The following is a 25921-nucleotide window of genomic DNA, read 5'->3' as shown; positions in this document are numbered from 1 at the left end:
CTGGCCCCCTCTAGACGGCGATCCGCGGATCGGCCGCGGCTTGGAGGACGTCGACGACGATGTTGGCCACGACGTAGAGAAGGCCGACGACCAGCGTGATTCCGGCGATGGTGTTGAAGTCTCCCTTGCTGATCGACTGGGAGATGTACAGACCGATCCCGGGTCTGGCGAAGATCGCCTCGACCAGGATGCTGTTCCCGATCATTCCGGCGAGTTGCAGTCCCATCAGCGCGAGCACGGGGCCGAGGGCGTTGCGGAGTGCGTGCTTGACGAGGACCTCGGTCCCGCTCAGGCCCTTGGCCCTGGCAGTACGGGCGTACTCCGCTCGGAGGGTGCCCTCCAGGCTGCTTCTCAGAACGCGGCCGACGGCCACCGCGGGTCCGATCGCGATGCACAACGCCGGGAGGATGAGATGTTTCAGGTCGTCGAAGAACAGGCTCGGCCGGCCCGCCGCCAGGCTGTCGACCAGGAGGAAGCCGGTCGGGCCCGATGGTGCGTCGTACGCCGATGTCTGGCCGGTGACGGGCAGGACGTCGATCCAGCGGTAGAAGACCAGCATCGCGATCAGGCAGGCCAGGAACACGGGCACCGACGCGCCGGAGATCATCACCACCCGCAGCACCCCCGATCCGGGCCACCGCTGCGCCGTGGCCAGCCCCAGGAAGAACCCGATCACGGCGATCAGCACGAGAGACATGAACACGAGCTCCAGCGTGACCGGCAGGAACTTCACGATGTCCGACGCGACCAGCGTGCGCGTCACCGAGGAGGTCCCGAGGTCACCCTGGACCGCACTTGCCAGGTAGTGGAAGAACTGCACCGGCAACGGCTTGTCGAGTCCCAGTTGTTGGCGGGCGGCCTCGTACACCTCCGGGGGTGCCTTCTCCCCGACCAGGGCGACGACGGGGTCGACCGGCGCCACCTGCTGCAGGACGAAGACCACCAGGACCAGCGCGATCAGGACAGGAAGCGCTCCGAGGAGCCGACGACCCAAGATCAGCAGCATGATGTCACCTCCACGTTCGTCTGTACCGGTCAGCGGTCACGGATGCGGTCCCTGAGTGCGTCGCCGGCGAAGTTGCTCACGATGGCGATCAGTGCGACGGCCGCGGCGGGGAACACGGGGATCCACCACGCGCTGAAGATGTTGGTCATGCCTTGTGCGCTCATCGCTCCCAGCTCGGGCGCGGGCTGCGGCGCACCCAGACCGAGGAACGACAGGCTCGAGAGCATCAGCACCAGCGCCGACACGTCCAGACTCGCGGTGATGATGGTGGTGGGGACGGCGCCGGGCAGCAGGTGCCTGGTGAGCCGGCGCACCGGTCCGGCTCCCGAGATCCTGGCCGCCTCCATGTGCGGAGAGGCCCGCAGCTTGCGTACTTCCGCGCGGATGATGCGCGTGTACAACGGCCACCACACGATCGAGACGCCGACGAGTGTGTGGAAGTAGGACGGGCCGAGGGCCGCCACCACCGCGACCGCCAGGATCGGCCCGGGCAGGGCCAGGAACACGTCGGTGATCCGCATCAGGACGCTGTCGACGATGCCGCCGGCAGCCCCGGCGACGAGACCGACCAGCCCACCGAAGAAGACACCGGAGGCGACGACCGCCAGGGCGCCCCACCAGCTGGTGGACATGCCGACGAGAACGCGACTGAGTACGTCACGTCCCACCGTGTCGGTCCCGAGGAGATAGCCGGATCCGGGCGCGGACATCGGTGCCCCGGCCGGCACCAGGGGGTCATAGGGCGCGATGGCCTCGGCGAAGGCCGCGATGAGGAACATCGCTGCCAGCGCGGTGAAGGCGACCCAGCCGGCAACCGGTGTGCCCTGGAAATACTGTCTGAGGCCTTGACCGAATCTGGTCCCGACCGGGACCAGATCCTTGGCGACGTAGGGCTCAGCAATGGCCATGGCTCCTCCGTGACTGAACGGCCCGCTCGTCCTCGACCCTGCGGTTCACGGGCTTGTGATGGGTCCGTCGGGAGGCAAGTCCATCTCCCGGTGGTATCATTGAAAGTTCACTCAAGTTGCTGGTTCATTGCGCGCGTGCGGCGTGCGTTTCCCGCAGGGGTCTCGACCCGGCCAGCACAGCCGCGGACAGCAGGACGAGCCCCCCACCGATCACGCACCCCGTCGTTCCCAGCGCCCCGAAGAGCAGATTGACGCTGCCCGAGCCGCTGAACGAGCCCACGCCGCAGGCGATCCGGTAGTTGGCCACGGCGATCGACGGGTCCGGGCTGGTGGCGACGACCAGCACCGGTGGTGCCGCCAGAGCGACTCCGTCGACGAGGCCGAACAGCACAGCCGCGGTGAGGAAGCCACTGAGCGAATGTGCGACCAGAAGGGCACCCAAGGCGATCACACCGAGCGCGAGTGCCCACACGAGCGCGTGAGCGGGACGGACCTTCTCGAACAGCGTGCCCGAGGTGCCGAGCACCACGATCTCCACCATGGAGAGCACGCCCAGAGAGATTCCGATGCCCGCGGGGGTGAGACTCGCCGCGTCCCCGATCAGCGGGAAAGCGGTGTTCTCGATCCCACTCCGCAGGTAGTTGCCGATGAGCCCCAGCGCGAGCGCGACGCGGACGGCCCGGCCGACAGCGAGTCGGGGCAGACCGACACGGGGTCGGCCGAGTTCGTACGGGGCGGGAAGACGCGGTAGCAGCAGGACCACCAGCGCGCCCGCCGCCAGTCCCGCTCCGCAGCAGACCGCGAAGGCGAGCCGGTAGCCGTCGATCCCCGCGGACTGGGTGGCCAAGAGGCCGCCGACCGGAGCGCCGACGGAGCCGCCGAGCATCTGCAGGCTCGCGTTCGAGCCGAGAGCGCGATGCGGGCGAGCGCGCATCCGCACCGTCACCTGCAACGCCGCGCCGGCGACCACCGCGCTGGCCAGCCCCTGGAGGACCCGGGCGGCGATCAGCTCAGGCGCGCGGTCAGCCAGCCCGTAACAGGCCTCGCTGACTGCGAAAAGCACCATCCCGACGACAGCCGTCGAGCGAGCGTCGATCCGGGTGACGACCCGCGTTCCCAGGACGTCGACCAGCATGAGCCCGGCCGCGGAACTCACGATGAACACGGTGACGAGGACCGGGCTGAGTCCCAGCTTGATCGCGTAGAGCAGCTCGATCGGCGCGGTCATGGCCATCACGAATCCGACCAGGACCATCGTCAGCTGATGCCCGGCCGACTGCCGGAACCGGGCCGGCGGGCTGGCGTGGGAGGTGTGCGGTGCGCTCACACCCGCACACGATCAGAACTCACGGAGGGTCTCGCGCAGGGTGGACTTGGTGTACGCGGTGCGGGTGAGGCCCTGGCGCTGGAGCGCGGGCATCAGGCCGTCGCAGATGGCGTTGATGTAGTTGCGGGACAGGTCCCAGCCGGGCTTGCTGATCAGGAAGCCGTCGCCGCCGACCTCCTCCATCGCCTCGCCCATCTTCTTGGCGACCTGCTCCGCCGTGCCCACCAGCTCCAGCCCCCGCTTGGCACGGTGCAGCACCAACTCGCGCAGCGTCTTGCGGCCGGGACTCCCGTCGCCCCGCATGAAGTACTCAAGGGATCCGCGTTCGCCGTTGGTGGTCAGGTCCTCGGGGAGCGGTTCGTCCAGGTCGAACTGCTTGAAGTCGATCTCGGTGTTGGAGGAGATGTTCACCAGCGACTTCTCGATGTACGACGGGTGGTTGTGAAGCCGCTCGACCTCGGCGCGGGCTTCGGCTTCGGTGGCGGCGACGGTGGGAGAGACGACGAAGAGGAGCTTGATGTCGTCGGGGTTGCGGCCGGCCGCTTCGGCGCGGGCGCGGATGTCGTCGCGGTACTCCTTCATGCCGGCGATGCCGGTACCGACCGCGATGATCGCGTCGGCGGCACCTGCGGCGAACGCGCGACCCCGGGGAGAGGCTCCGGCCTGGAGAAACGCGGGGCGGTGCTGGGGTGAGGGCACGGTGTTGAGAGGCCCGCGGGACTTGAAGTACTTGCCGTCGAAGTCGATGGTGCGGACCTTGCGGTAGTCGGCGAACGTGTTGGTGTCGCGGTCCATGACGACCGCGTCGGGCTCCCACGAATCCCACAGCTGGTTGACGACGTCGAAGTACTCTTCGGCGACGTTGTAGCGCTCGTCGTGTTCGGGCAGGCCTTCGAGACCGAAGTTCTGGGCGGCGCGGTCCTCGGCGGAGGAGACGATGTTCCAGCCGAAGCGGCCCCCGGCGATGGAGTCGACGGTGGAGCAGGCGCGGGCCAGCAGGTACGGCGGGTAGAACGACGTCGACATCGTCGCCACCACGCCCATCTTGGCTGTTTTGGCGGCGAGCAGAACGGCAAGCGGGATCGGGTCCTGCTTGGGCGCGAACGCCGAGTGCTTCAACGCGCCTTCCATGGTGCCGCCGTACGCGTCGGCCACCATGACGGTGTCCTCGATCATGATCAGGTCGAAGCAGGCCCGTTCCATCGACTGGGCCATGTCGACGTAGAACCTGCCGTTGGCCCAGTTCTTCACGTCCGGGGAAGCCCACTCACTGTCCCACTCCGGCGGGATGAAGTTCATGAACCAGCCCATATGGAACTTCTTCGGCATGATGTCTCCTACGCGGTCGTGGCGCGGTGCTGTGGTGGAAGTCCGGGGATGTCTGCGGCGGGCTCAGAACTCGCGGAGCGTCTCGCGCAGGGTGGACTTGGTGTACTCGGTACGGGTGAGGCCCAGGCGCTGGAGCTCGGGGACCAGGCCGTCGGTGATCGAATGGATGTACTTCCGATTCAGATCCCAGCCGGGCTTCATGATGAGGAAGCCGTCGCCGCCGATCTCCTCCATCGCCTCGCCCATCTGCTGGGCAACCTGCTTCGCGGTCCCCACGAACTCGACGCCTGTCTTGGCCCAGTCGATCGCGAGCTGGCGAAGGGTCTTGGGGCCGGGGGTGCCGTCGCCCCGCATGAAGTGCTCCAGGGATCCGCGCTCGCCGTTGGTGGTCAGGCCCTCGGGGAGCGGCTCGTCCAGGTCGAACTGCTTGAAGTCGATCTCGGTGTTGGCCGAGATGCTCACCAGGGTCTTCTCGATGTAGGCGTCGGACGAGGTCAGCCGTTCCACCTCGGCGCGGGCCTCTGCTTCGGTGGCGGCGATGGTGGGGCAGACGCAGAAGAGGAGTTTGATGTCGTCGGGGTTGCGGCCGGCTGCTTCGGCGCGGGCGCGGATGTCGTCGCGGTATTCCTTCATGCCGGCGGTGCCGGTGCCGACCGCGACGATGGCGTCGGCGGCGCCTGCGGCGAACGCGCGGCCCCGAGGAGAGGCCCCTGCCTGGAGAAACGTGGGCCGGTGCTGGGGTGAGGGGACGGTGTTGAGCGGGCCGCGGGACTTGAAGTATTTGCCGTCGAAGTCGATGGTGCGGACCTTGCGGTAGTCGGCGAAGGTGTTGGTGTCGCGGTCCATGACGACGGCGTCGGGTTCCCAGGAGTCCCATAGCTGGTTGACGACGTCGAAGTACTCTTCGGCGACGTTGTAGCGCTCGTCGTGTTCGGGCAGGCCTTCGAGGCCGAAGTTCTGGGCGGCGCGGTCTTCGGCGGAGGAGACGATGTTCCAGCCGAAGCGGCCCTCGGCGATGGAGTCGACGGTGGAGCAGGCGCGGGCCAGCAGGTACGGCGGGTAGAAGGATGTGGACATCGTCGCGACGACGCCCATTTTGGTGGTGTTGGCGGCGACCATGACGGCCAGCGGTATGGGGTCCTGCTTGGGCGCGAAGACGGCGTTCTTGAGGGAGCCTTCCATGGTGCCGCCGTAGGCGTCGGCGACCATGACGGTGTCCTCGATCATCATGAAGTCGAAGCAGGCCCGTTCCATCGACTGGGCCATGTCGACGTGGAACTTGCCGTTGGCCCAGTTCCTCACGTCCGGGGAAGCCCACTCGGACTGCCAGTCCGGCGGCGTGAAGTTCATGAACCAACCCAGGTGGAACTTCGTCATGTGCCTCTTCCTGCCTCTCCTGCTGCCTCCGCTGCCGCGAACGAGATCGCCGGGCAGGTCGGCACCGCTCCATTGCGTGTCCTGATCCGTGGTGAACCCATGACATCCAGCGCCGGTGTCATGACGAATGCACCGTCATAGCACTCGCATTGCGCCGCTGCGACCGTGGTCCGCCCCTCGGTGGACGGGGTGAACCACGCCTGGTCATCCCTGGTTCGCGGGGACGCTGACGAGATGACACGAGGCCTCCCGGCCCCCGACGCCGTCGATGGAGTAGAGGAACGGCGCCTCGGTGGAGCATCGGTCGATCCGCTCGCGGCAGCGCGGGTGGAACGAGCAACCCGATGGCACGGAGAGCGGGCTCGCCGGCTCGCCCGGGAGTCGCACGGGCGCGGCCCCAGGCGTGGGGATCGCGGCGAGCAAGGCCTTGGTGTACGGGTGCTTGGGGGAGCTGATGACCTCCTCGGTCGGCCCCAGCTCGACGATCTGCCCGAGGTACATCACCGCGGTGCGGTCGGAGATGAAGCGCGCGGCGGCCAGATCATGGGTGACGAACATGACGGCCATCCCGAGCTCGCGCCGCAGGTCCTGAAGCAGGTTGAGCACGGAGGCGGCCAAGGAGGCGTCCAGAGCGGAGGTGGGCTCGTCGCACAGCAGCAGCTTCGGAGGAACGATGACGGCCCTGGCGAACGCCACCCGCTGGCGCTGACCGCCCGAGAGCAGGCCCGCCTTGATGCCGGCCACGTCCGGGGGAAGCCCCACCTGGCGCAGCGCCCGGTCGACCAGCTCCCGGCGGTCTGCCCTGTTGTTCTCCTTGAGCAGCCGCTCGCCCACGATCTCGCCCACGGTCAGCCAGGGCGTGAGCGAGGCACCGGCGTCCTGGAACACCATTTGAGGCCGGCCGCCGAGTCGCTCGATATCCCCGCCGTCGGGCTCCATCAGCCCCGCGACGACGCGGAGCAGCGTCGACTTCCCTGACCCGGACTCGCCCACGACGGCCATCGACTCGCCGGGAGCGATCTCGAGAATCACGTTGCGCAACGCGTGGAGCTCGTCCTTCTTGAGCATCCCGCGTCTGACCGTGAAGTGCTTGTCGACGCCGTTGATCCGCAGCGCGGGAGCGGTGTCGTCGACCTCGGCCATGGGCCGGAACGACGGTGCGGCGGCGAGTACCGCCTCTTGGCTCGTCGCTCCGGGGACGATGCAGGCCGCCACACCCGAGTGCGTGGCTGCGGGGGTCGGCACCGGCAGCGTTACGGCGCAGTCGTGGATCGCCGCCGAACACCTGGGCGCGAAGGCACAGCCCTGTGGGTGTGCCCGAGGGTCCGGAGGTTCACCCGGGAGCGCCGGGATCGGCCGGCCGGTCGGCAGGTCGAGATCCAGCCGGGCGTTCAGTAGGCCCACGGTGTAGGGATGTGACGGTGCTCGCAGGACCTCCTCCGTCTTCCCGATCTCGGCCACCCGACCGCCGTACATGACCGCGATCCGGTCCGCCACCTGCGAGGCCACGCCGATGTCGTGCGTGACCAGGATGAAGGAGGTGCCGAGCTTGTCGCAGAGGTCGCGGATGAGTGCGAGGACCTGGGCCTGGACCGTCACGTCGAGTGCCGTGGTCGGCTCGTCGGCGATCACCAGGTCGGGCTTGCCGGCGACCGCCATGGCGATCATCACGCGCTGCCTGAGCCCACCCGACAGCTCATGGGGGAACGCCTTCATGCGCCGCTTGGGGTCCGGGACGCCGACCAGGTCGAGAAGCCGCAGCGCCTCCTCCTCGGACCCGGCCGCCTCCACCACCTGGCGACCGATGCGCATCGTGGGGTTGAGCGAGGTCATGGGGTCTTGGAACACCGCGCCGAGGTGCAGCTTGCGCATGCGGCGCCGCTCCTCGTCCGACGCGGACACCATGTCGACGCCGCACACCTCGGCCTTTCCGGTGACGACGGGCATCGGGTCGCCCGCGAGCAGCCCGAGGAGGGCCAGCGCCATCACGCTCTTGCCCGAGCCGGACTCACCGACGACGGCGAGGATCTCGCCGGGGGCGATGTCCAGGGTGACGCCGCGCAGGGAGTGGACGGGCACCCCTCGACGGCTGAATGTGACCGTGAGGTCCTTCACCCGAGCGCGTGACGCGGTCGGTGGTTCGGCGAGTGCCGCGGCGCTGTTCCCGGGAGTGCTGGTGCTGGTCATGGTGGTGCCCTCCTCAGCCTGGTGGTGGTGACGATGTCGGTGAGGTAGGAGTTCTGCTCCAGCCCCTCCAGGTACGTGCGCAAGATGACTTGCCGGTCGTGGGCAGAACGGGATCCGGCGCTTCGTCGAGCAGGACCTCGCTCATTTCTCATGGGCCCCGTCGGTCTCCTCGGGCCTGGGAACAGGTCCAACTCAGCCTGCCCGGGCCTGAGTTAGGGGTCGCGACAGGCGTTGCCCACGGGCATCCCGCCACCGGCTCAGACCCGTTTGATCTTGGCCGGGTTGAAAATGTAGGGGAGGTAGGAATCGAGCTCGATCCCGCTGATGGCGGAGTGGGTGACGAAGTTCTGCGGGATACGGCACAACGGGACCCACAGGGCTTCGTCCGCGATGATGTCGGTGATCTGGAGGTAGACGTCGTTGGTCTTGTCCTCGGTGCCCTTGGTGATCGCCTCGTCCATGAGCGCGTCCACCTTGGGATTGCCGTACTGGAAGGCGTTCAGGGGCTTCGCGCCGGTGCGCAGGAAGATCCGCAGCGCGGTGTCCAGGTGCAGCGCGTCACCCCCCATCGACGCCAGGAGCAGGTCCGGCCGCTTGTCGGCCGGCTGGTTGCACAGGTCGAACCACTCCGCGGAGGGCATCGCCCGGATGGTGATCTCCAGGCCGGTCGGCGCGAGCTGCGTCTGGATCAGCTCGGCCATCTGCTGGGCCGGTGCGCCGTTGGACGACACCCAGGCGAAGTCGATCTTCTTGTTCGACAGCCTGGCGACCTTCTCGGTCAGCGGACCGAGGTCCACCTTCGGGTCGAAGGGCGCGAGCCCCTTGGGGAACATGTTCTCCGGCCAGAAGTTCTCCTGGACCGTGGTGAGCCCCTGGAAGGACGTCTCGACGGCCGTGGCGCGGTCGATCGCGGTCATCATCGCCTGGCGCAGGGACTTGTCCTTGAACATGCCCGCGCCAGGGTTCATGTAGAGCGACATCATCGACGCGCCGAGGTTCGTGGCGACCGAGAACTTCTTGTCCTTCTTGTAGCTGAGTACGTCGGCGATGGCGAACCCATGGCTGACCAGATGGAAGGCGCCCTGGTCCAACTGGAGTTTCTGGGTCGCGATCTCGGGGGTGATCTGGATCCGGATCGTCTTGAAATAGGGCTGCTCGCCCCAGTAGCCGTCGAATCTCTCCAGGACGTAGTGGCTGCCCGGCACGAACTCCTTCATGACGTAAGGGCCGGTGCCCGCGTCGTGCGTCTTGAGCCACGTCTGGGCCAGGTCGCCGCCCACCGCGTTCTTGTTGACCGCCGTCGGGCTGGTCACGAGCATCTTCCAGGGACAGGCCGCGTAGTGGAGGAAGGCGTTGTTGGGTTCCTTGAGCTTGATGACGAGGGTGGTCGCATCCTTCGCCTCGGCCTTCTCCATCCCTGTCACCATGTAGGCAGGTCCCTGTTCGACCGCGGCCCGGCGCTTGAAGCTCTTCACCCACGCCTCGGCGTCGGCGGGTGTCCCGTCGTGGAACGTGACGTCCGGCTTCAGCTTGAAGGTGTAGGTCAGCTGGTCGTCGGAGACCGTCCAGGAGTCCGCCAGCTGCGGGATTATCTCGGACGTACCGGACTTGTAGGTGACGAGGCCGTCGTAGCACGCTTGCATGACCTGCACGCCCTCGCCCTCGTACATGATGTCCGGGTCCGGGACCTGCATGTCCTGTAGGAACGGCATGCGCAGGGTGAGGTTGCCCTCGCCGTCCTCGCCGGCCTCGTCGGCGCCACACGCCTGGAGCAGGCTCATCAGGCTGACGCTGCCGAGCGTGATGCCGGCGGCCTTGAGCATGCTGCGACGGCTCAGCTGGGTGCGCGGTTCCGGTCTGTGCTGGGTTTCGATCTCGGTGGGCACGGACGCCTCCTACGGCGGGGTCTCACGGAGCAACTGGACAGTGCGGTGAGGGAAAGGCGAGGCGTTCGGCTCGTCTCCACGCTGTTCGACCAGATAAAAGCGGCGGTGTGTGACACCGCAGCGTCGTCATCGTGGCTTTCCTATTGCGCCTGGTTAGTAACAGATAGGGTTTTGCTCACAGACCGACCGATGTCATGAGGGTGTTCGGAAGGCCAGGGGTGCGCGTCACCACGCGGGATCGGTACGCCGTCCGCACCGGCAGGCAGCCGCTGCGACATCGGTGCTCAGGCCCCGGGAGCGGGGCGGAGAGCGGTCTCCGGGGCGGCTGACAGCAGGTCGCGCAGGCGCAGGACGACCGTCAGTACCGCGGCCATCCCGACCAGGGACGACAGCATCAGGGCGTTCCTGGTGCCGAGCAGTTCGGCACCGGCTCCGATCACCACCATTCCGATCGGCATCGCGCCGATCGCGGTACTGAGCACCCCCAGGGCGATGCCGCGTTCGGTGTCGTGTGCGGATTCGATCGCGAGGAGACTCTGCATGGACCCGAACGCGGCCTGTCCCATCCCGGCCACGAACAACGCGACGAACGCGAGTTCGAACACGGGTGCGGTGGAGAAGCAGAACAGGCCGAGCAGAGCAACCATCGAGCCGACCGCGAAGACCAGTCCGCGCCTCAGGAGGGGCCGCGTGCTCAGGACGATTCCGCAGAGGATCTGGCCGCCCCCCGCAGCGGCGCCCAGGGCGCCGGCGAGCACGGCGTCGGCGGAGAACTCATCGGCCACGAGAGGTACCAGCGGAATGTAGCCGAACATGAACAGGTTCATCGCCACGGTCACACCCAAAGTGGCCATCAGGCGCCTGCTGCGCCGGGCGAGCCTGATGCTGGCGGCGGCCTGCGCGGCGATCGACACGCGCACACCGGGGTCGCGCGGGGTGGCGTAGCGGGGACTGGGGACCAGCCGCAGCAAGGCCGCCGAAACGCAGAGCAGCACGCCCATCCCGGCGAATCCCGCTCCCATGCCCACGTGGTCGATGAGCGCACCACCGCCGAGCGTGCCGAACATGGCCGACCCCGCCTGCGCGGTGGACTCGATCGTCATCGCCTGCCCGGCGAAACGCGGACCGACGGTCTCGTAGATGAGGGGGCGCTGCGCGGTCATGTTCACCAGGCCCCCGGTTCCCAGCGCGAACATGAAGGGAAGGGTCATCCAGACCTCGACCCGTCCGGACTGGACGAGTCCGAACATCGCGAACTGGACCGGGATCAGCATCAACTGGACGCGACGGACGAGCTTGCGGCGGTCAAGTCGGTCGCTGATCACCCCGGCCACGAAGCCACCGATGAGCATCGGGAGGAAGACGAGCGCGCCGACCACCTGGTTGAGGATGGGCGACCCGGACATCTGGGCCAGCAGGTAGCTCGTGGTGAAGAGGCTGCCCCACCGCGTGGTGTGCCAGACGAAGGAACTCACGCAGAGGTAGCGGTAGCCGGGGACCTGGAACAGCGCCCGCAACGAGTACGACGGCGCCGGGTCGGCGGGGTGTGCCGTGGATCGTGCTTCGTCCGTGGTCATCCGGCGTCCACCGCTGCCTTCTCCCGCCGCCGCAGACCGGACACCCCGAGGAGGATCAGCAGGCTCAGGCACGCGGAGCCCAGGGCGAGCGCGGAGAACCCGATCCAGCTGAGCAGGAACCCGCACAGGACCCCGGCGACTCCGCCGGAGACGGCGGTGACGAAGTCCGCCGCGCCCTGGACCTGCACCCGATCACCGGAGGTGACGGTGTCCACCAGAAGCGTCGAGGCGCCGATGAAGACGAGCGCCCAACCGAGCCCCACGGTGAACATCGAGACGAACATCATGGTGACGTTGTCCGCCACCGTCCCGGCGCAGCCGGCGAGAACGAGCACGAACGCGCCGTTCCGCATCGTCACGAGCCGCCCGAAGCGGTCGGCGAAGCGGCCGACGAGCGGGCTGAAGGCGAACATCCCCGCCATGTGGGCGGAGACCACGAAAGGGATGATCACCTCGTGGTGGTGCGTCTTCATCTCGATCGGTGACATGGCCATCACGCCGACCATCACGGCCTGGGCGACAACCATGGAGAGCAGAGCCAGCCGGGCCGCGGGTGTGGTGGCGATCACTCGGAGTGAGCCGGTGACGCGGATCGACCGGGCGGCGACGGTCGCGACATTGCCCTCCGCCCAGACCGCCAAGGGGTCGGGGCGTAGCCGTACGCCCACGTTGACCATCGCGCAGACGAAGAAGAACGAGCTCAGGAGCCAGGGGCCGGCGTACTTGTCGAGCCCGAACACCGAATGGCCGAGCGCCTCGGCGGGTCCGACGAGAGTCGGGCCGAAGATCGCTCCGAAGGTGGCCGCGAAGAGGATCCGGCCCATCGCCCGGCTTCGCTGGTCCGGCTCGGCCAAGTCGGTCGCCGCGTACCGGGCGAGCAGGTTGGTGGCGGAGCCGGCGCCGTACAGCAGGAGGCCGCACAGGAAGAGCGCGAGGGACGAGAGCTGCACGCCCGCACACGCGACAAGACCTCCCGAGGCGGCGAGTGCGTAGCCCAGCTGCATGCCGACCCGCCGCCCGCGCAGCGCCATGACCCGGGCGAGCACCTGCGCCATGACTCCCGAGCCCGCGGTGACGGCCGCGGTCGACAGACCCACCCACGGTGTGGCGACGCCGACGATGTCCTCGACCACGAAGCCGCCGATCGTCACGGCCGCACCGAGCGCACCGGCGCCCACCACCTGTCCCAGGGTGAGCACGCGCAAGCTCCTCCGTTGGATCTCCGCGCGCTCGACCGCAGTTCGGGACATCCCCCAGGACGGGGAAGCCACGTCAGAACTCGAGCAGGTTGTCGCGGAACATCTCATAGGAGTACGAGGTCCGGGTCAGCCCGCGCTTCTGCAACTCGGGCACCAGCCCGTCGCAGACCTCGCTGATGGAGCGCCGCGTGAGGACGTCCTGGGTGAGCAGGAACCCGTCGCCGCCCACTGCGGCCATGACGTCACCCATCTGGTCGGCGACCTCGGACGGCGTCCCCAGCAGCTCGACGCGCTGTCCGGCGCTGGTGGACGACTGCGCGGCGACCTCACGCAGAGTGCGGTCCCCGTTGTGGGCGACGAACTGCTGCAGCGAGCTCTGGTGGCCGTTGGTCACCAGCTGGGACGCCAGATCCTTGATCGGGGTGTCCAGGTCGAACACGGAGAAGTCGATGTCCGTCGCGTAGCCCATCCCGGCAAGGCGTGTCACCGGGTTGGCGGCCGCCTCCTCCTGGGCCTGCTGCCGGCGGTCCACGGCCGCCTGATGGGTCTCGCCCAGGACCGGTGACACCAGGAACAGCACCTTCACGGAGTCCGGGTCGCGACCGTGCGCCTCTGCACGGGCCCGGACATCGTCGCGGTACTCCTTCATCATCTCGACCGTGGTCGCCGAGGCGATGATCGAGTCGGCGTACTTCGAGGCGAAGGCGCGGCCCTTGGGCGATCCGCCCGCCTGGACGATGACCGACCTGCCCTGCGGGGAGCGGGCCGAGTTGATGGGGCCCCGCGACTTGTAGAACGTCCCCTGGAAGTCCACCGGGTGGACCTTGGACGGGTCCGCGAAGACGCCGTCCTGGTCGACCACCATGGAACCCGGCTCCCAGGACTCCCAGAGCTTGACGACCAGCTCGGCGAACTCCTCGGCCATGTCGTAGCGGACGTCGTGATCAGGCTGGGCGTCGTGCCCGTAGTTCTGCGCCGCACGGTCCGAGCTCGCGGTGACCATGTTCCACCCGGCCCGTCCCCGGGAGACATGGTCCATCGTTGAGACGAGCCGTGCGAGCAGATACGGGGGGTACTCCGTGATCGCCAGCGTCGCGACGATCCCCAGACGCGAGGTGTTCTGGGTGAGGATCGAGGCCAGGACCGACGGGTCGAACTTGGGGACCGCGTACGCGTTCTCCAGGTAGAAGTCGTGCTTGCCCTGCCAGGCGTCGGGCACGAACGACGAGTCCTCGAGGATGAAGTAGTCGAAGCATGCGCGCTCCAGCGAGCGCGCCATGTCGACGTAGAAGTCCGGGAGCATCCCCTCGGACTTGTGCGTGCCGATCCACTGGTCCCGCCAGCCGTGCACGCGGTAGCCGTTCATGAACCAGCCCAGGTGGAACTTTTTGGCTTGCAACCCGGCCTCCCGCTCTCTTCCTGCGACCACGGCGTACGGTCCTGCCGTCGGCCTTCGTGCTGGAAACTAGCCAGGCGGCGTGACACCGACAGATCACGACCGTTCCGAGGCGATTGCGCCGACCAGGCACTTCTGCCGACGACGTGGCAGCGGCGCAATGGAAGGTTTACTGCCCACACCTGACCGGGAAATCCGCCGCTCCTTCACTGACGAGGTCAGCATTCGTCCGCTGCTATGGAGGACTCATATGACGGTCGTTGTCGTTGGTAACCCCAAGCCGATGTCGCGTACCCGGGCTGCCGCCGAGCTGATCGCTCGGGAACTCAGCGGGAGCGCGCCGTCCGCGGTGATCGACGTGGTGGATCTCGGGGCCGGCCTGCTCGGCTGGGGTGACCCCAAGGTGGCCGAGGCCAAGGCCACGGTGCTGGGTGCCGACTCGCTCGTGGTGGCGTCACCGACGTTCAAGGCCACGTACACGGGTCTGCTCAAGCTGTTCCTCGACCAGTTCGGACAAGGCGAGCTGGGCGGGACCCCGACGTTCCCCGTGATGCTCGGGGCCGGCCTCCAGCACGCGCTCGCACCCGAACTGACCCTGCGTCCGGTGCTGGTCGAGATCGGAGCCAGCTGCCCCGCGCCCAGCCTGTACCTGATCGACTCGGAGTACGAGACCTCGCCGGACCTGGCCATCTGGCTCGAGTCGGCCAGGAAGTACGTCCCGGCGGTGGTGACGCCATGATCCGGGCATCCGACATACGGTTCGACGACGGCCTGCTCCGGCAGGCGTTCGGCTGCTTCCCCAGTGGCGTGACCGCCTTCTGCGCGATGGTGGACGGCGTCCCGGAGGGGATGGCCGCCAGCTCGTTCACCTCCGTCTCGCTGGATCCGGCCCTGGTGTCCGTCTGCGTGGCGAACACGTCCTCCACCTGGCCGCGACTGGCTGAGGCAAGTCGCCTGGGGGTGAGTGTGCTGGCCGGCGAGCACGGTTCGGTGGCGCGTTCGCTCGCGTCGAAGAACGGTCAACGCTTCGCCGGCGTCGACTGGGTCGCCACCGAGACCGGAGCGGTCCTCGTGCACGGCGCCACGCTGTGGCTCGAGTGCTCCATCTACGAGGTCGTCGTGGCAGGCGATCACGCGATCGTGCTGCTGAAGATCGAGGCGCTCGACATCTATCCCGACGTCCCCCCGATGGTCTTCCACCGCAGCGGCTTCCACGAGCTCGCTTCGAGCGCATGAGAGCAGGCCGCCGATTCGAACTCTCGGGTCGGCGGTCGGTCTCGTGCTCACGTCCGCGCCGGATGGCACGACGCATCGACTTGTCCCTGGGAGTGGTTCGTCCGCTCGTCCGGCCCGTGGAGGTGGCTGGGAATGCGGGGTGATCGCCTCCGTCACCAGCGCGACAGCGTGCTGCGCCGACTGGCGCACGTCCCGCTCGGCTGGCGGGCAACGATCCTCCACTTCCGCACGGGGAAGGGGCCAAAACCGCGCCGTCGGCGGCAGCCCCTGTGCCCATGGACCGGCAGGAGCTGCGGCTTCCCGGCCCCGACGCGGAGCTGGCCGCCGTGCTCGCCGCTGCCGGAACGGGCCAGTGGGAGCCCGCTGCGGCGCTACTCCGCGACGCCGGGGGAGCGGCGGCGGTGCCGGGTGCGGGCGCTGGCCCGCGGTGCTGCGGAGGATGCCGGTTGGCTGCGGGCCTGGCAGCGGCGCGGCCGACAGCGCCGACGCGGCGCTCGGGCCGTCCGATACCGTGACCGGCACGGCGTCTACCGTCTCTACGAGCTGACCTGGGCGGGAACAGCCCCGCTACGTGGCAGTTAAGGGACAGGGGTCACTCGCCGGGCTTGATGCGCCCACGCCACGCTCCGGACTCACCACCGCGGCCCTCGATGTACTCCTTGAAACGCTGCATGTCGCCCTTCACACGCCGGTCGATCACTCCGAGCATGTCGCCGGTCTTCTCCGCCACGCCGGTGGGCTCGACGTCCATGACGAGCTCGACCCTGGTGTGCGTGTCGTCCAGGCGGTGGAAGCGGACAGTGCCCTTCTGCCTGGTGTCACCCGTGGTGGTGCGCCACGTGATGCGCTCGTCGGGGAGCTGGTCGACGATCTCGGTGTCGAACTCGCGCTTCATCCCGCTGAATTTGGTGGTCCAGTGGTTGTGGCGCTCATCGAGCTGCCTGACTTCCTCGACCCCTTCCATGAACTGCGGGAAATCCTCGAACTGGGTCCACTGGTTGTAGGCGGTGTGCACAGGGACCTCGACTTCCACCGCTTCCTTGACCGTGCTCATCTGAACCTCCCTGTCTGCTGGATTGGCCGCAGCCAGCGCCAACGACCGGCCGCGCGGCCTCGGCACGCTGAGACGAGTACCCGAGGATCACTCGTCTACTAGTTGCTTCAGCAGGTGTTTTTCAAGAGGTACGCCTCCAGCTCTGCGGCTCCGGTCAGCAACGTCCGCCCGCGGGCGGACAGCCCACCGTGCCAGTCGCGCAGGCTGCCTCCAGCGGCTCCAGTCCGCCGGGCCGCCGGCACCTGGGCGATCACTGGGGCGATCTGCTCCAGCAGGTAGCCGCCCCGCCTGAGCTGGTGGGCCAGCGGACATCGCGCGCGTCGGCCTCGTCGTAGATGCGGTAGCCGGTCTGCGGGTCGCGGCGTGGGTGCGTGAACCCGGCGCGCTCCCATGTGCACAGCGTCGCGGTCGGAGCTCGAGCTTCCCTGCTATTGCTGTGACCGGCACAGACACCCCCAGGGGATAGCCGTCGGCGCTCGCTCGGGGACACCAGCAGGGCGCCGGCCGGCCTTGCGGCCGCCGACAGCTGTGCTCACAGCAGGTCTGCCCAGCCCGTCCAGCCGCTGGTGGCTTTCGCGGCGCGGGGTTTGAAGGTGCCGGTGCCGGTGGCCGCGTAGAAGTACAGGGCGCCGGAGGAGTTCGTGGCCATGAGGTCGGCCTTGCCGTCGCCGTTGGCGTCGCCGGGCGAGAAGAGTTTGCTGTATTGCTGCCAGCCGGTGCCGATCTTCACCCGGGCCGAGAAGGGGGCGGAAGCCGAGCCGGTGCCCGCGTAGCGCCACAGGGTGCCGGAGGTGTCCCGGGCCAGGAGGTCGGGGCGGCCGTCGCCCGTGAAGTCGCCCGCGCCGACAAGGGCGTTGTACTGCTGCCAGCCGGTGCCGAGCTGGACGCGGCCGGCGACGGACATGCCGGAGGCGTTGCCCGCGTAGAGGTAGAGCGTGCCGGTGCTGGTCACGGCGAGGAGGTCGCCCTTGCCGTCACCGGTCAGGTCACCGGGGCCGACGATGCGCCTGTACGAGGTGGAGCCGGCGGACAGCAGAGGGTCCGCGAGGGCGTAGAAGGCAGGGTTGGTCAGCTTCCCGCTGCTGACCGACTGGACGACCAGGTCGGCGAGGCCGTTCTCGCGGAGCGCGGAGGCGTACGCGAGGCGGGTGCTGGAGGACGGCCACGCGCCGCCGACCAGGAGCTTGCCGGTCAGCGTGCCGGTGCCGGTGACCTCGTAGCTGTAGACGTTTCCGGCCGACGTACGGCCCATGATCCCGAACTTGCCGAAGTGCGGGTTGTTGCCGGCTCCCGCGAACTGCGTGGCCTTGCCCCAGCCCTTGCTGCGGGCGGAACGGGTGCCAAAGGTGCCGTTGCCGTTGCCCGCGTAGAACCACAGGTTGCCGGAGAAGTCTCTGGCCAGCAGGTCGGTCTTGCCGTTGCCGTCCCAGTCGCCGCCGCCGACGATCTGGTTGTACGACGCCCACTCGGTCTTCGAGTCCTTGACCTTGGCGCTGAAGGTTCCGCCCTTCTTGCCCAGGTAGCGATAGAGGGCACCGGCCGGGGTGCGGGCCAGGAGGTCGCCGACGCCGTCGCCGTTCAGGTCGCCGGCGCCGATCAGTTCGTCGTACTGCTGCCAGCCAGTGCCGATCTTCACGCGGCTGCCGAAGTCGCCGGTGCCCTTGCCCGGGTAGTAGTAGAGGGTGCCGGTGGGGGTGCGGGCCAGCAGGTCGGCCCTGCCGTCGGCGTTCATGTCGCCTGGGGCGGCGATCTTGTTGTACGCCTGCCAGCCGGTCGCGACCGTACGGCGTGAACCCAGGCCGCCGGAGACGCGTGCGTAGATGCCGGAATGGAAGGACAGCACGCCGCTCGAGCTGAGGGTCAGCACGTCCTGGACGCCGTCCGAGTCGAGGTCGCCCGGGGTGAGTACGTCCTTCACCTTCGCGACGTCCGTGTCGACGACCATGGTCTCGGCCGAGCCGGTGTTGATGTACAGCTGGCCCGCGACGTTGCGGTAGACCAGGTCGGACGTGCCGTCGCCGTCGAAGTCGCCGCGCGCCGGGGCGCTCGCGTCCGCGTCGCCGGGCAGCACCGCGAAGACGCCTACCGCGAGCAGCGCCGCCGTGCCGGCCAGCACGGATGCCTTCATGGCGAGGGGACGCCGGTGTCTGTGACCCCCGTCGCGCAGCCGGGGTCGGGTGGTGAACACGTTCTCTCCCGGAGGGTCAGGGGGTGGTGGAGGGGGTCGTCGAGGACGCGGTGGAGATGTTGCTCGCGGACTCGGTCGCTGTGGCCGACGGCCCTCCCGACGCGGCCGAACTCGTCTGATCCGCTGAGGCCGTCGTCTCGCCCGTGTCGGCCTGGGTGGCCGTGGCCGTGTCCGTCGGCGTCGCGGACTCCTCCGCGCTCGTGCTCGCCGAGGGCGAGGACGCGGTCTGGACCCCAACCTGGTACACGCCCGGCACACCGTCCTCCACCCGGAAGGTCGCGGCCTGGGTGGTCGTCCCGTTCCTCGTCGACACGGTGGAGATCGTCCTCAGTTGTGCCTCGATGCGGTCCGCGGTGATGTCGAAGAGGAGGTAGCCGCGCCGGGCGTCGATCATCTTCCAGTGCGGGTTGTCCGCCAACTTGGGCGCCCACTCGGCGGCGAAGGCCGCCAGGTCCTCGTCTCCGGCACTGGAAATGGACGTCCCGACGAACTCCGCGCCGACCACGGGCGAGTTCACGTCGTCGAAGTCCAGCTTGAGGTCGCTGACGATGGTGCGGTGCCGGTCGCCGGAGAGCACCACGGGGTTGCGGACGTCTTGGAACTCCGCGAGCAGGGAGGCCCGTTCCTTCTGGTAGCCGTCCCAGGCGTCGTACGCCCACTCCTTGCCGACGCCGGCGAGGAAGTCGGTCTCGGCCATCATCACCTGGGAGGCGACCAGGTTCCACTGCCTGCCGGAGCTGCGTGCGCTGTTCACCAGCCAGTTCCGCTGGGTGTCGCCCATGATGACGCGGCCGGTCTCCGTGGCCCCCTCGTCGGTGGTCGCCTGGTCGTCACGGTACTGCCGCGTGTCCAGGACGTGCAGCCGGGCGAGGGTGCCGAAGTCGAGCTTGCGGTACATCAGGACGTCGGGGCCGCTGGGCTTCTGCGCGGCACGGATCGGCATGTGCTCGTAGAAAGCCTGGAAGGCGGCCGCCCGGCGGGCCAGGAACTTGTCGGTGGGCCAGGCCACCGGGTCGTTCGCCACGTCACCGGCCCAGTCCTGCTCCACCTCGTGGTCGTCGAAGACGACCACGAAGGGGGCGGCGGCGCGCATCGCCTGCAGGTCCGGGTCGGTGTTGTACTGCTCGTGCCGGGCGCGGTACTCGGTGAGCGTGACGGGCGAGCCCGTGCCCTCGTGGCGGCGTACGCGGTAGGAGTAGGCGGGGCTCTCGTAGATGTAGTCGCCGACGAACAGCACGAGGTCCGGCTTCTGGTCGCGCATGTCCTGGTAGGCGGTGAAGTAGCCATGCGCCCAGTTCTGGCAGGAGGCGAGAGCGATCCGCAGCTTCTCGGGGGTGCTTCCGGCGGCGGGGGCGGTGCGGGTGCGGCCGGTGCGGGAGGTGCGGCTCAGCGCCTTGAACCGGTACCAGTAGTCGGTGGCCGGGGTCAGGCCCGTGACGTCCACGTGGACGCTGTAACCGAGGCTGCTGCTCGCCGTCGTCGTACCGCTCTTGACGATCTTGGTGAAACCGCTGTCCGAGGCGAGCTCCCAGGTCACCGCGACGGTGGGGGGCAGGATGCCGGAGCTGCCCGGATTCGCGGGCAGCACCCTGGTCCACAGCACGATCGCGGTGGGCAGCGGGTCGCCGGAGGCGACGCCCAGCTTGAAGACCGTGCCGCTGACCGACGTACCGGCACCGGCCGTCGCGGTGGTTCCGCCCACGGAGGCCGAGGCGCTGCCCGACAGCAGTTGGCCGGCGGCCACCGCGCTCGCGGCTCCCAGCGTGACCGCTCCCGCGCCCAGGAATCGCCTGCGGCGTATATCTCCCGGGTCCATGTTGTTGTCGCTCGGCTGCACAGCCGTGCCTTCCCCCCAAGGCGGTGCCCTGCGCAGCGCCGGTGAACGTGATCGGCGTGGATTCTATGCAATACCCTCACACCTGTGGGACCCGGGTCCGTCAATTCGTTCAAACAACCGGCAGGAGACATGCGCCGACCACTGATGTCCGCAGGCAGCACGGTCCTGTTTGTCGTCCTTGCCGTCGGCACGGCGGGGTGCTCGTCGTCGTCCGGTGCTGCGGACGATTCGGGAAGCGGTTCCGGTACTGTCTCCGGTTCCGGTTCCGGTTCCGGTTCCGGTTCGGTTTCGGGCTCGTCGAGCACGGCCGACGGGGGCGGGTCGCCGGCCGGCGGTTCGCAGACCGGCGGGTCACTGAGCGTCGACGGAAGCGGAACCCCGGGCGGCAGTGGCGGCAGTGGCGGCGCGTCCTCCCCGCCCGGGGTGCTCTTCGGAGCCGACTCCCTCCCCAGCCCCGCCGCAGACCACTGCCGTACGAAGAACCTGAAGGCCGTGGCACACAGCACCGGTCAGGGACGGGCCTCGGTCGTGATCACCAACAAGGGGGCCGGCTCCTGCACGGTACGCGGCTTCCCCTCCCTCCTCTTCACCAGCGAGGCCGGCCGGACCGAACTGCCGGTGGACTGGGACGGATCAGCCGCCGACGCCGCGAAATTCACGCTCGCTCCCGGAGACTCCGCTTCCGCTTCGCTCACCTTCTCCAGCCTCGACGAGTGCGACCCGATCACCGGACTCGACATCGTCCCTCCCGGCGAGTCCCGCCCCCTCACACCTGCATTCACCAACACCAGCGGGAAGAAGCAGGCGGTACGTATCTGCGACACCGGAGTACGAGTGAAGGCGTTCTCGCCCGAGCGGTGAAGTACCCCGTCGGCTCAGTCTCTGCCGACAGCCACGTCGAAGATCGCGACCACCCTCGTCGGAGCGCTTAGTACTCCAGTGCGGTTTCGTGATCTATCCAGTGGGTTCGCTGGCGGTCCGTCGTCGGTAGTGGCTGCGTCGGGCTGTTGCCTGGTGCCGTCTGCGCCAGTTGGACCAGTGCAGCAGCCTGGTCACAGTCACGGCCGGTGGGTGCAAAACGGCGGTGAGTAGGTGGCGGATCTCCGGGACGGTCAGCGTGATCGGATCGCTGCTGCGGGCGGGCTGGTGCGCGTCGACGGGCCGTTCGGGGGCCGCGTCGGCGGCGAGGGCGGTCAGGAAGGCCAGAGCGAGCATGGCGAGCGTGATGTGCCGGTGCCATGAAGTCCAGTGCCTGACCTGGTAGTGGTCGAGTCCGACCTGGCTCTTGGCGGCCTGGAAGCACTCCTCGATGCTCCAGCGGACACCAGCGACGCGGACCAGTTCCGACACGGGCACTTCGGTGGCCGGTTGCGTCGGATGAGCAGGTGCCGGTGGCTGCCGGTGCCGATGTGGATCCAGGCCCAGTCGTAGTATCGCGGCCCTTTCGCGCCGTTTCCGGCGCTGCGCCGCTGCCAGGCCGTGGCGGGCAGGCAGCCGGCGACGGTGTCCGCGCGGACGGGAGTGCGGCCGTGGTTGATCCTCACCCGCATTGAGCAGGCGACGGCCATCACGTAGCCGATGCCGCGTGCCTCGAGGGCGGCGCGGAGCTGGGGGTCCTGTCCGTAGGCTTCGTCGCCGGTCACCCAGGAGGCGCCGATTCCGGCATCCAGCGCGGCCTCGATCATCTCTCCGGCCAGACGGGGCTTGGTGGCGAACTGCGCCGTCTCGGGTATCCCGGCCGTGTTGCGGCGTTCGGGATCAGTGGACCAGGAGTGTTCCGGAAGATAGAGCCGTCGATCGATCAGGGCCCGTCCCCGGCTGGTGGCCAGGGCGAGGAACACGCCGACCTGGGCATTCTCGATGCGTCCTGCGGTGCCGGTGTATTGCCGCTGCACTCCTGCCGAGGACCGGCCCTTCTTCAGGAAGCCGGTCTCGTCGACGACGAGAACGCCGCCGTCGGTGCCGAGGTGTTCGGCGGCGTAGGCACGCAGATCGTCGCGGACGGCATCGGCGTCCCAGCGGGCGCAGCGCAGCAGGCGCTGCATCGGCCCAGGCCGCGTATGGCCCGCCTGTTCGGCCAGCTGCCAGCAGTTCTTCCGTTCCACGCCCGACAGCAGCCCGAGCAGGTAGGAGCGGGCCGCGGCCCGGGGCTCAACCCGCCTGAACCGGCCCGCGATCCGGGCCATAACCTGGTCGAACATCGCCCGCCAGCGGGCAGGGTCTACGCTATGGCCTGCGGCCACCGCACGATCTTCAGGAGTCCACACAACCCCCGATGATCACGCGGTGGCCGTCCCTGCTGCGGGCGGGCAGTGTTCACTCGTCGTAGTACTCACAGTCGTCGCCCTGGACACGCGACCCCAGTACCCGCGCGATCTCCCGCATCTTCTTGAGCAGGATCTCATCAGGGTTCTTCACCACGATCTGCCCCTCTTCCCAGTCCAACCAGGCACCGTGAGTGTCCCGTTGCGGGTGGGTGGACATCTGTGCCAGCCACTCGTGCCGGTACTCCAACACCGCGTCCTGGCCGCGCGGAGAAACCCGGGCCACCTGAACCATCTCCAGGTCGGAGTCGGCAGCGACCACCGCCGCCCACTCCTGCGTGGTGATCTGCTCGCCCTCTTCCTCCCACCACGGCGTACGCCTGGTGATGTGCACGTCATAGCCCATGCCGCCACAGTATGGGGCACGACTGACGGCACAGACGCGATCACGAAGTGGCACTGGAGTATTAGGCGGTCGGGCGTGATCGGGGAGCGTTCCACCCTGGCTCACTCCCGGGCCCGTCGAGCCGCGCCTGGAGCGCGTCCATGCCGGCCCCGGAGCCCAGGGCCGCACAGGCCCTGGGGGAGCGTTCTCGTCGAACAGGGCCTGCCGACCGGGTCGAGGCCGGCGCGGTGGAGGTAGTCGGGGACCTGGCCGCTGCGGAAGGACACCTGGGCGGTGCCGTTCCGGGCGGCGTAGTGGATGTCCGAGGAGTCGACGGGGAGGGTCGCGCCACCGGCCGAGATCACCGCAGGCAGTTTCGCGCCGCCGCCCTCGCAGGCCCGGGCGTCACCAAACGAACGGGTCGTCTTGGAAGAGCCAGACGACGCCGCCCGCAATCAGAGCGAGATCGGCGAGCACGGACACGATGGCGGGCAACGGGCGAGAAGGGCGATCTACGTCTTGTTTCGGACGTGGATTCGGATACATAGGGGATCCAGTCCAGCGGCTGCCACAGCTCGCCGCGGCGGCGGCCGTGGGCGGCTTCGCGGGCTCCTCCTGATCCGGCGGCAGCGGTGTGATGCCGCTCTGTGTACCTTCGTAGCAGGCCGCGAGGTCTACACCTACGAGGCTGACCGGAAGGCACGCTGAACATGACCGGGCAACGCGACCGTTGGGCGGAACTGACAGGCGGACATGCTGGAGAGGCATACTCCCAGCGTTTCGCGCGGCTCGCCGCATCGGGTCACGACATCCACGGCGAGGCCACCTTCTGCGCCGCGCTGCTGAAGCCCGCCGCCCGGATACTCGACGCGGGCTGCGGCACCGGTCGGATCGCGATCCGGCTCGCCGAGCTGGGCCACGACTGCACCGGCGTGGACGTCGACCCCTCGATGCTCGCCGTCGCCCGCCGCGACGCCCCCACGCAGGAGTGGCTCCTCGGCGACCTGGCCCGTCTGGATGCCCTCGGCCTGAATCCGGGCTTCGACCTGGCGCTCGCCGCCGGGAACGTCATCCCCCTGCTGGCCCGCGGCACCGAATCAGCCGTCGTCCGGCAGCTGGCCGCTGTACTGCGCCCTGCCGGACTGCTGGTCACGGGTATGGGACTGGACGCGGCACACCTGCCGCTGCCAGAACCGACGGTGGCCCTTACGGAGTTCGACCACTGGTGCACCCAGGCGGGACTGACCCTGCGGCAGCGCTACGCCACCTGGAGCGGCGATCCTTACTACCAAGGCTGCGGCTATGCCGTCAGCGTGCACTCCCGCCCCACCATGTGAGCGCGCGCCCTGTCCGCGACCGTCCTCCCCACGTAGGTGACCAACGCGTGGGCCATGGCGTGAAGATCTGGAAGATCCTCCGCGACTGCCGACTCAAGGGCGACGGAGTCCACCACGCCATGCTCGGCATCGCCCGTATGCACAACCTCGCCCTCGCCCTCGCCGGATAGCCCCACCGCGCAGTGGATCGAGGGTTGGGTAGAGGGCAGGGCCTGCCCTACTCGAATGACATCGCACGTCAACGGTCAATGAAGCTGGCATTCCCACGGCTCGATGTCTGGCTCCCCCGGGGGCAGCTCCCCAGTGCAGTATCGATAGAGCCAGGCTGCAGCCCGGCGCTCCGCGTGCTTCTCGTTGACCGGTCTCCCTGCTCATCCAGTTCGAGGACGTTGGCGAAGATTGCGATGCAGATCTCCATCTGGGAGGGCGACTCACGCAACTCCTCCCAGTAGTCGATCCCTTCCAGCATCGGGTGGCCCACCGACCGTTCCTACAGGCTGAGCGGGAGTGAGTGCTGTTGCCAGGACTGCTGCTCAGCCGGGTGTCCCGAACGGTGTTGGGCAGGCTGGTCGCCCGCTTTCGCTCCACTACCGGGCGGCGCGCATCTGGTGCGCGGTCCGGGCGGGTGGGGGCGGGTTTCCTCACGCCTGCGGGTGTCCGGTCGGGCCTGGGCGGTCCGATGCCCACCACGATCGCTCTGGTCGTCGTGGGGCGGTGTCGTCCGTCGCCGGATCGGGTGTCCGAGGGCGCGTCGCCCGACCGCGATGCTCGCCGCATCGTGCCGGGAAATCTTGCGAGTCGGTGTGGTCAGGGGCTCTTGCCAGTGCTGGGCACCCCAGCGGCTGGTGTAGGCGGGGTCGACCGCGACGACCGCCATGTTCTGTTCGGCGGCCATCGACACCAGCCGGGCCCTGAGTTTCGCGGTGGGGAAGCGGGAGATGAGGCGGCGGAAGCGTTTGTTGCGGCCGTGTTTCTCGCGGCCCTTCTCCGCCGCGAAGTCGAGGTCTTCGATGGCGATCGCGGCGGCCCCGCACCGGCGGGTGTGGTGCAGCAGCCGGGTCAGCGTGTGCCGGATCTGCGCGTCCCGGTGCTCCGTGGTGCCGGTCAGGTCGTAGAAGAACCGCTGGGGTTCGCCGACCGGGTTGCCGTGCACGTCCAGGTGCCAGGCGGCGAGGTGGTCGTCGTTCATGTCCACCCCCACCACACCCAGGGCCAGCGCCGCCTGAAGCGGCAGGACGGGGGTGGCGGCGCGCTGCCAGGACGCGGTCACATACCAGCGGCCCCGGAGCACATCGTGGTGGATGCGGTAGGCCACCGCCCGGTTCGCGGTGATCCGGTCACGCCACTCCTGCCCGCGGTGCTGGAACCGTACGACCGCGTCGAGGAGGTAGCGGCCGTGCGGGGCGTTGGCCAGGTGGGCCAGCGGGG

Annotated in this window: 19 protein-coding genes and 4 pseudogenes; 5 read left to right on the top strand and 18 right to left on the bottom strand. The window is 68.6% G+C overall.

The genetic code is table 11. The features are described from left to right. Positions 1-10: 10 nt before the first annotated feature. The 10 genes from ACFYO2_RS44260 to ACFYO2_RS44215 all read right to left on the bottom strand — a co-directional run bounded on the left by ACFYO2_RS44260 (position 11) and on the right by ACFYO2_RS44215 (position 14195). Complete coding sequence (locus ACFYO2_RS44260) at positions 11-1006, bottom strand: ABC transporter permease (RefSeq protein WP_388361699.1); 996 nt, start codon at positions 1004-1006, stop codon at positions 11-13. Positions 1007-1035: 29 nt separating this feature from the next. After that, on the bottom strand, positions 1036-1914 hold the full coding sequence (locus tag ACFYO2_RS44255) for an ABC transporter permease (protein ID WP_388361697.1): 879 nt from the start codon (positions 1912-1914) through the stop codon (positions 1036-1038). Positions 1915-2038: 124 nt separating this feature from the next. Next, on the bottom strand, positions 2039-3241 hold the full coding sequence (locus ACFYO2_RS44250; RefSeq protein WP_388361694.1) for an MFS transporter: 1203 nt from the start codon (positions 3239-3241) through the stop codon (positions 2039-2041). A gap of 12 nt (positions 3242-3253) precedes the next feature. Beyond that, positions 3254-4570: an NtaA/DmoA family FMN-dependent monooxygenase gene (locus ACFYO2_RS44245; protein ID WP_388361691.1), complete on the bottom strand. Its 1317-nt coding sequence runs from the start codon at positions 4568-4570 to the stop codon at positions 3254-3256. A 63-nt stretch (positions 4571-4633) separates the two neighbouring features. Then, positions 4634-5947 (bottom strand): NtaA/DmoA family FMN-dependent monooxygenase, encoded by a 1314-nt coding sequence (locus ACFYO2_RS44240; RefSeq protein WP_388361688.1) that lies wholly within the window; start codon positions 5945-5947, stop codon positions 4634-4636. 204 nt (positions 5948-6151) lie between these two features. After that, the gene (locus ACFYO2_RS44235; RefSeq protein WP_388361685.1) at positions 6152-8134 is read right to left on the bottom strand and encodes a dipeptide ABC transporter ATP-binding protein; all 1983 of its coding nucleotides are present in this window, start codon (positions 8132-8134) and stop codon (positions 6152-6154) included. Positions 8135-8391: 257 nt separating this feature from the next. Then, positions 8392-10020 (bottom strand): ABC transporter substrate-binding protein, encoded by a 1629-nt coding sequence (locus tag ACFYO2_RS44230; RefSeq protein WP_388361682.1) that lies wholly within the window; start codon positions 10018-10020, stop codon positions 8392-8394. Positions 10021-10304: 284 nt separating this feature from the next. Continuing rightward, positions 10305-11597, bottom strand: coding sequence for an MFS transporter (locus ACFYO2_RS44225; RefSeq protein WP_388361679.1), 1293 nt, complete (start codon positions 11595-11597; stop codon positions 10305-10307). Next, complete coding sequence (locus ACFYO2_RS44220) at positions 11594-12796, bottom strand: MFS transporter (protein ID WP_388361676.1); 1203 nt, start codon at positions 12794-12796, stop codon at positions 11594-11596. Before ACFYO2_RS44220 ends, ACFYO2_RS44225 begins: the two co-directional genes overlap by 4 nt. Before the next feature lie 73 nt (positions 12797-12869). After that, a complete protein-coding gene (locus tag ACFYO2_RS44215; RefSeq protein ID WP_388361673.1) occupies positions 12870-14195 on the bottom strand; it encodes an NtaA/DmoA family FMN-dependent monooxygenase in 1326 nt (441 codons plus the stop codon). A gap of 247 nt (positions 14196-14442) precedes the next feature. On the opposite strand from ACFYO2_RS44215, the gene ACFYO2_RS44210 reads away from it, so the two are divergent. Together ACFYO2_RS44210 and ACFYO2_RS44205 are read left to right on the top strand one after the other, a co-directional pair. After that, complete coding sequence (locus tag ACFYO2_RS44210) at positions 14443-14931, top strand: NADPH-dependent FMN reductase (protein ID WP_388361670.1); 489 nt, start codon at positions 14443-14445, stop codon at positions 14929-14931. Continuing rightward, on the top strand, positions 14928-15428 hold the full coding sequence (locus ACFYO2_RS44205) for a flavin reductase family protein (RefSeq protein ID WP_388361668.1): 501 nt from the start codon (positions 14928-14930) through the stop codon (positions 15426-15428). The genes ACFYO2_RS44210 and ACFYO2_RS44205 overlap by 4 nt, the downstream gene beginning before the upstream one ends. Positions 15429-16020: 592 nt before the next feature. On the opposite strand, the gene ACFYO2_RS44200 is transcribed toward ACFYO2_RS44205, so the two are convergent. From ACFYO2_RS44200 to ACFYO2_RS44185, 4 genes and pseudogenes are all read right to left on the bottom strand, one after another. Then, positions 16021-16482 carry an SRPBCC family protein gene (locus ACFYO2_RS44200; RefSeq protein WP_388361666.1) on the bottom strand — a complete coding sequence of 154 codons (462 nt, stop codon included), beginning with the start codon at positions 16480-16482 and terminating at the stop codon, positions 16021-16023. Between the two features lie 107 nt (positions 16483-16589). Next, positions 16590-16888: pseudogene (locus tag ACFYO2_RS44195) on the bottom strand (MerR family transcriptional regulator); the annotation flags it as partial. A 126-nt stretch (positions 16889-17014) separates the two neighbouring features. Next, positions 17015-18670: an FG-GAP repeat domain-containing protein gene (locus tag ACFYO2_RS44190; RefSeq protein WP_388361663.1), complete on the bottom strand. Its 1656-nt coding sequence runs from the start codon at positions 18668-18670 to the stop codon at positions 17015-17017. Between the two features lie 16 nt (positions 18671-18686). Beyond that, positions 18687-20507: an alkaline phosphatase D family protein gene (locus ACFYO2_RS44185; protein ID WP_388361661.1), complete on the bottom strand. Its 1821-nt coding sequence runs from the start codon at positions 20505-20507 to the stop codon at positions 18687-18689. Between the two features lie 129 nt (positions 20508-20636). Between ACFYO2_RS44185 and ACFYO2_RS44180 the strand changes: the two genes are divergently transcribed. Continuing rightward, a complete protein-coding gene (locus tag ACFYO2_RS44180; RefSeq protein ID WP_388361659.1) occupies positions 20637-21368 on the top strand; it encodes a DUF4232 domain-containing protein in 732 nt (243 codons plus the stop codon). A 312-nt stretch (positions 21369-21680) separates the two neighbouring features. Here the strand turns inward: ACFYO2_RS44180 and ACFYO2_RS44175 are convergent. The 3 genes and pseudogenes from ACFYO2_RS44175 to ACFYO2_RS44165 form a co-directional block, all read right to left on the bottom strand. After that, positions 21681-22708: pseudogene (locus tag ACFYO2_RS44175) on the bottom strand (IS701 family transposase); the annotation flags it as partial. A gap of 115 nt (positions 22709-22823) precedes the next feature. Then, on the bottom strand, positions 22824-23177 hold the full coding sequence (locus tag ACFYO2_RS44170) for a hypothetical protein (protein WP_388361656.1): 354 nt from the start codon (positions 23175-23177) through the stop codon (positions 22824-22826). 101 nt (positions 23178-23278) lie between these two features. Next, on the bottom strand, positions 23279-23521 hold the full coding sequence (locus tag ACFYO2_RS44165; RefSeq protein ID WP_388361653.1) for a hypothetical protein: 243 nt from the start codon (positions 23519-23521) through the stop codon (positions 23279-23281). Positions 23522-23866: 345 nt separating this feature from the next. On the opposite strand from ACFYO2_RS44165, the gene ACFYO2_RS44160 reads away from it, so the two are divergent. Both ACFYO2_RS44160 and ACFYO2_RS44155 read left to right on the top strand, forming a co-directional pair. Then, on the top strand, positions 23867-24493 hold the full coding sequence (locus ACFYO2_RS44160; RefSeq protein ID WP_388361650.1) for a class I SAM-dependent methyltransferase: 627 nt from the start codon (positions 23867-23869) through the stop codon (positions 24491-24493). Continuing rightward, positions 24439-24663 (top strand): annotated as a pseudogene (locus ACFYO2_RS44155) (hypothetical protein); the annotation flags it as partial. The gene ACFYO2_RS44160 and the pseudogene ACFYO2_RS44155, both read left to right, overlap by 55 nt. Before the next feature lie 320 nt (positions 24664-24983). Here ACFYO2_RS44155 and ACFYO2_RS44150 read toward each other — a convergent pair. Continuing rightward, positions 24984-25921, bottom strand: a pseudogene (locus ACFYO2_RS44150) (IS200/IS605 family accessory protein TnpB-related protein); the annotation flags it as partial.

Source organism: Streptomyces sp. NPDC006602, assembly GCF_042870385.1.
In the GTDB taxonomy this organism is placed as follows: domain Bacteria; phylum Actinomycetota; class Actinomycetes; order Streptomycetales; family Streptomycetaceae; genus Streptomyces.
This window is presented reverse-complemented; position numbering and strand designations above follow the sequence as displayed.

Bases quoted from the DNA above. Each gene is read 5' to 3' on its own strand.
- ACFYO2_RS44260 (WP_388361699.1), bottom strand. From the start codon at position 1,006: ATGCTGCTGATCTTGGGTCGTCGGCTCCTCGGAGCGCTTCCTGTCCTG.
- ACFYO2_RS44255 (WP_388361697.1), bottom strand. From the start codon at position 1,914: ATGGCCATTGCTGAGCCCTACGTCGCCAAGGATCTGGTCCCGGTCGGG.
- ACFYO2_RS44245 (WP_388361691.1), bottom strand. From the start codon at position 4,570: ATGCCGAAGAAGTTCCATATGGGCTGGTTCATGAACTTCATCCCGCCG.
- ACFYO2_RS44240 (WP_388361688.1), bottom strand. From the start codon at position 5,947: ATGACGAAGTTCCACCTGGGTTGGTTCATGAACTTCACGCCGCCGGAC.
- ACFYO2_RS44235 (WP_388361685.1), bottom strand. From the start codon at position 8,134: ATGACCAGCACCAGCACTCCCGGGAACAGCGCCGCGGCACTCGCCGAA.
- ACFYO2_RS44225 (WP_388361679.1), bottom strand. From the start codon at position 11,597: ATGACCACGGACGAAGCACGATCCACGGCACACCCCGCCGACCCGGCG.
- ACFYO2_RS44210 (WP_388361670.1), top strand. From the start codon at position 14,443: ATGACGGTCGTTGTCGTTGGTAACCCCAAGCCGATGTCGCGTACCCGG.
- ACFYO2_RS44205 (WP_388361668.1), top strand. From the start codon at position 14,928: ATGATCCGGGCATCCGACATACGGTTCGACGACGGCCTGCTCCGGCAG.
- ACFYO2_RS44200 (WP_388361666.1), bottom strand. From the start codon at position 16,482: ATGAGCACGGTCAAGGAAGCGGTGGAAGTCGAGGTCCCTGTGCACACC.
- ACFYO2_RS44180 (WP_388361659.1), top strand. From the start codon at position 20,637: ATGCGCCGACCACTGATGTCCGCAGGCAGCACGGTCCTGTTTGTCGTC.
- ACFYO2_RS44170 (WP_388361656.1), bottom strand. From the start codon at position 23,177: ATGGGCTATGACGTGCACATCACCAGGCGTACGCCGTGGTGGGAGGAA.
- ACFYO2_RS44160 (WP_388361650.1), top strand. From the start codon at position 23,867: ATGACCGGGCAACGCGACCGTTGGGCGGAACTGACAGGCGGACATGCT.